Annotated in this window: 1 protein-coding gene and 1 pseudogene; one reads left to right on the top strand and one right to left on the bottom strand. The window is 58.2% G+C overall.

All coding sequences use genetic code 11. The features are described 5' to 3' along the window. Positions 1 to 108 precede the first annotated feature (108 nt). Positions 109 to 510: pseudogene (locus QMG25_RS20230) on the bottom strand (catalase); the annotation flags it as partial. 443 nt (positions 511 to 953) lie between these two features. Here QMG25_RS20230 and QMG25_RS20225 point away from each other — a divergent pair. Continuing rightward, positions 954 to 1,661, top strand: coding sequence for an HAD family hydrolase (locus QMG25_RS20225; protein ID WP_283462914.1), 708 nt, complete (start codon positions 954 to 956; stop codon positions 1,659 to 1,661). Positions 1,662 to 2,516 lie beyond the last annotated feature (855 nt).

The following is a 2,516-nucleotide window of genomic DNA, read 5'->3' as shown; positions in this document are numbered from 1 at the left end:
CAAACGCGCCATCTCCAAATACCGTGCCAAAGAACGAAGCCCCGACCGCCGCACCTACCCCGCCACACTCACCACCAAGATCTTGACAACACCCCTCAGAACCTAACCGAACGGCATTGGGGTTAGTCCTTGACCTGTCCCGTACGACCGAAAAATGCCGTGGGCGCCAGCTCCGCGGGCATGAACCACCCGTTCGGGAATTCGTTCATGATCAAAGTGTGTAATCTTTTCCCGTAGGTGGTGGTCCTGCAAGAGCGTTGGGCCGCGCTTGCCTGCCTTGAGCGAGTGATCCGTATCGGCCAGCCTGCCGCCCTGGGCAGTGGTGAGGTAGTCACCGCCCTGCGCCCTGGAACCCTCAGGTTCGCCAGTGGGCTTACCGGTTGGTGAGACGAGTTCTGGTCCTCGTTGATCGGGCTTTGGCGGCAATGGTTTACGGGGCTTCGTTGGTTCCAACACGCTGGGCGGTTCAGCTGACGGCACACCTGGAATTTTTTCTCGGGGGGTGGTCATGATTCCTCCATTGCTTAGCCGCGATGTGCAGAACGGTTCCTACTCTGGCCCCCTCCAGTCGGTCACGTCAAGAGCATTCCGCTGACGCGCGGACGGCTACCTGACCGCCATCTTCCACCATGCCGTCCTACTCCGACCTTTAGATTCTCGAGTTACCGAACACAATGGCGGCGTGACCGCGTGTTTCCGAGTCCTCCCACAGCGACTACTGGGTCACCACCATGGTTCGCCAAGACGGCAGAAAGGTGGGAAGAGGATCTGCGGGAAAGGATCCAATGGGCCAGTGGGAATGTGTTGGCGCTACAACAACAGGGATGCTGCAACCGATGGCCGGTCTGCTGTTCGTACGATCCGCACGTGCAGCGCAGGAAATGGATGCGGGTGAATGGCAAACCTCATAGACTGTCGCGCAAGGCGGGTACACGCCCATAGAGAGGAAAATTATGGCTGAAATGTCCAGATATGCGGTCTTATTTGATGTGGATGGCACTCTCGTGGACCCCACATATTTTCATGCCTTGTCGTGGTGGCAGGCGTTCCGTCGCGCTGGTATCACTGTGCCAACTTCAGCGATCCACCGGGCCATCGGCATGGGCGGGAACGAGCTGGTACGGCATTTTTTGGGTGCCCAAAGCCCAGAAGAGCAGATAGAAGAATTGAAAAACTCTCATGACGCCATCTTCTCCACCTACTGGCCTGCGCTGGTGCCCTTCCACGGGGCCAAAGACCTGCTGGTGCAATGCGCCGGTGCGGGCCTGACTGTCATTCTCGCTTCATCTGCTAAGCGGGAGGAACTCGAGGTGCTGCGCCAGGTTATCGATGCGGATTCGGCCATCTTCGCCGCGACAAGCTCTTCCGACGCAGCCCAGGGGAAGCCTGCACCAGACATAGTCGCCGCAGCTTTGGACACGGCTGGAGTTGACGCCGAGAATGCCATTTTCATCGGGGACGCGGTGTGGGACGCTGCAGCTGCAAGAAGACTCGGCTTGACCATGCTCGGCGTCACTAGCGGCGGTACCAGCGCCGCTGAACTGCACGAGGCAGGCGTCCTGGAGGTCTACCGCGACGTCCAAAGTCTGCTCGAAGGGCTCAACTCCAGTGAGCTCGGGCAGCTGATTTCTCGAGCACGGCAGACTGATAATGTCGAATAGAGCAGCCCCCCTTTCACTAGATTCGCCCAGAGACTCCACCAACTGCATCAAGAATGAGGAAGTACCATGGCACCCGTCGACGCGACACCCGATAAGCAGTCCCCCGCTTATGATAACGGCAAAGAAAGTGAGACCGAAGCTCACAGCACTGGCGAACCAAACACGGACACACCACAGAAAAAAGAGCGGGGCGGTGCTGATGTGTTGCCCGATGGTTCAGGCGACGACGCACGTCCTAGCCACGAGGGACACGGGCAAGAAAGTGGCGATCAAAGTTTCGACGCTGGATAGCGGCGTCACGCCGTTTTAGCCCCGTTGTCATCGATCCACACAACGCGTGGACACCCGCGGTTCCTAACTGAACAGAAACCAGCGTTGATCTTCCCGATAAGTGGTCCCGGACAGTGAAACTGGGCAACGCTGTCGAAGATCACCCGATCAACAATCTGAATCGCGCCATGACGCTCCCGTCGAATATTGTACTTTTTCAGGGATGACCCGCGGATGAAGATTCCTTGGTAGTTGGTGGGTCCGGCACCCACATCGCGGTAATGGTCTTGCCCCCAGGCAGGTCGCTGATGTGCAAGGACAAGTCCAGCCCGAGCGGTTCACGGCAGGGATCAAATCCGGTGGTCTCTATGATCTGCTCCACCAACTGGCTGACAGCAGATGCCAAGGCCCGGCCCCAATCACAGGGGTGCTGGCTCGAAGCCTTCGCCACCACACTTAGGGACTGCCAGTTTTTAACACGGGGTTATGGTGCTTTGTTGGGGTTGAGGGTGTAGTTCCATTCGCCGTGGAATTCGTGTCGGGTGATGGGCAGGGCTGCCATGGCGGTGTCGGCGATTCTAATCC

The sequence above is a fragment of the Arthrobacter sp. H35-D1 genome, assembly GCF_030063185.1.
Classification (GTDB): domain Bacteria; phylum Actinomycetota; class Actinomycetes; order Actinomycetales; family Micrococcaceae; genus Specibacter.
This window is presented reverse-complemented; position numbering and strand designations above follow the sequence as displayed.